Source organism: Ruegeria sp. AP12 (assembly GCF_056540025.1).
Map to the genome: position 1 here is coordinate 1 of NZ_JBQFVZ010000121.1, position 953 is coordinate 953.

At 62.7% G+C, this 953-nt stretch carries 2 protein-coding genes; both read right to left on the reverse strand.

Annotated elements, in window-relative coordinates; genetic code table 11:
* The coding region (locus ACR0E6_RS21655; RefSeq protein ID WP_480587199.1) for a TfuA-like protein at positions 1-609 on the reverse strand (609 nt) is incomplete at its 3' end.
* On the reverse strand, positions 606-953 hold a 348-nt coding region (locus ACR0E6_RS21660), incomplete at its 5' end, for a YcaO-like family protein (protein ID WP_480587202.1). The genes ACR0E6_RS21660 and ACR0E6_RS21655, both read right to left, overlap by 4 nt.

Consider the following 953-nt stretch of genomic DNA (forward strand, 5'->3'; position numbering starts at 1 on the left):
GTTTTTCTGATCAATTCGGCCCTCGGGAAGCCATGCCTCAAGGCGGTCTGCGGCGGCTGGGTCCAAAGCTGCACAGTCTTCCAGGAGGCTGTCAAAGCTGCGATCGGGATAGAATCTGCGACGGGCGGCTGCGACAAGGGCATCCGCCAACTGCCGCTCAACAACCTGCGCGGCGACAGCGGCATCCAGTGTCCAGCGGATGTTCACCAGTGGCTCTGAGAGATTGGCAAAACCAACCTCATCGGGCGCATGGATCAGAGCGACCTCATCATCAGCCTCAAGCCGGAATTGGGCGAACGCGTCAAAGATCTCTCCGACCCCGATCATGCCAAAACAGCCAAGCTCACAGGCGCGCAGAGCCCCGATCGAGGCGGCACCATAGACGGAGATGCCTTCGGACAGCGCCCAAAGGATTTCCTTGTGGTAGACGGCGGGCAAGGCCTCGAAATAGCCATCCAGCAGGATGATGGCACGTGGGCGGGCGAGCGCCGCCTTCAGCAGATCACCCTGCGCCGCAGGTCCAAGACGTCGGATCGGCAACCGGTCTTCCACGTCACACCGGCGCGGCAAGGAAGGACCGGCAAAGAGGATGATATCACCTTGGCTCATGACACATGTCGCGCGCGCGCTCCGGGGCGGTATCCGGGTGCGTAGGATGTACCTTCAAGCCCCGGCGCAATGACCCGCATGACTATTGCGGGCAGGTCGGGCACCGAAAGATCAACGGCGACCGGCACCTCAAGCCCGGCCCGTTCAAGCGCGGCAAGCATGCAGTCAAGGCTGTCACCAGGGGAGCGGACCTGATGCAACGGCACCTGATCGAACCCGTGCGGCGTGTCCGCCTCAACGATCTCGGCGCGCTGCGATCGGAGCGTTTCCGCATTGCGCCGCGCTTCATAGTAGTCGCGCGTCCGATCATCCCGCGCGCCTGAGATGAGGGTCAGCCGACTTTG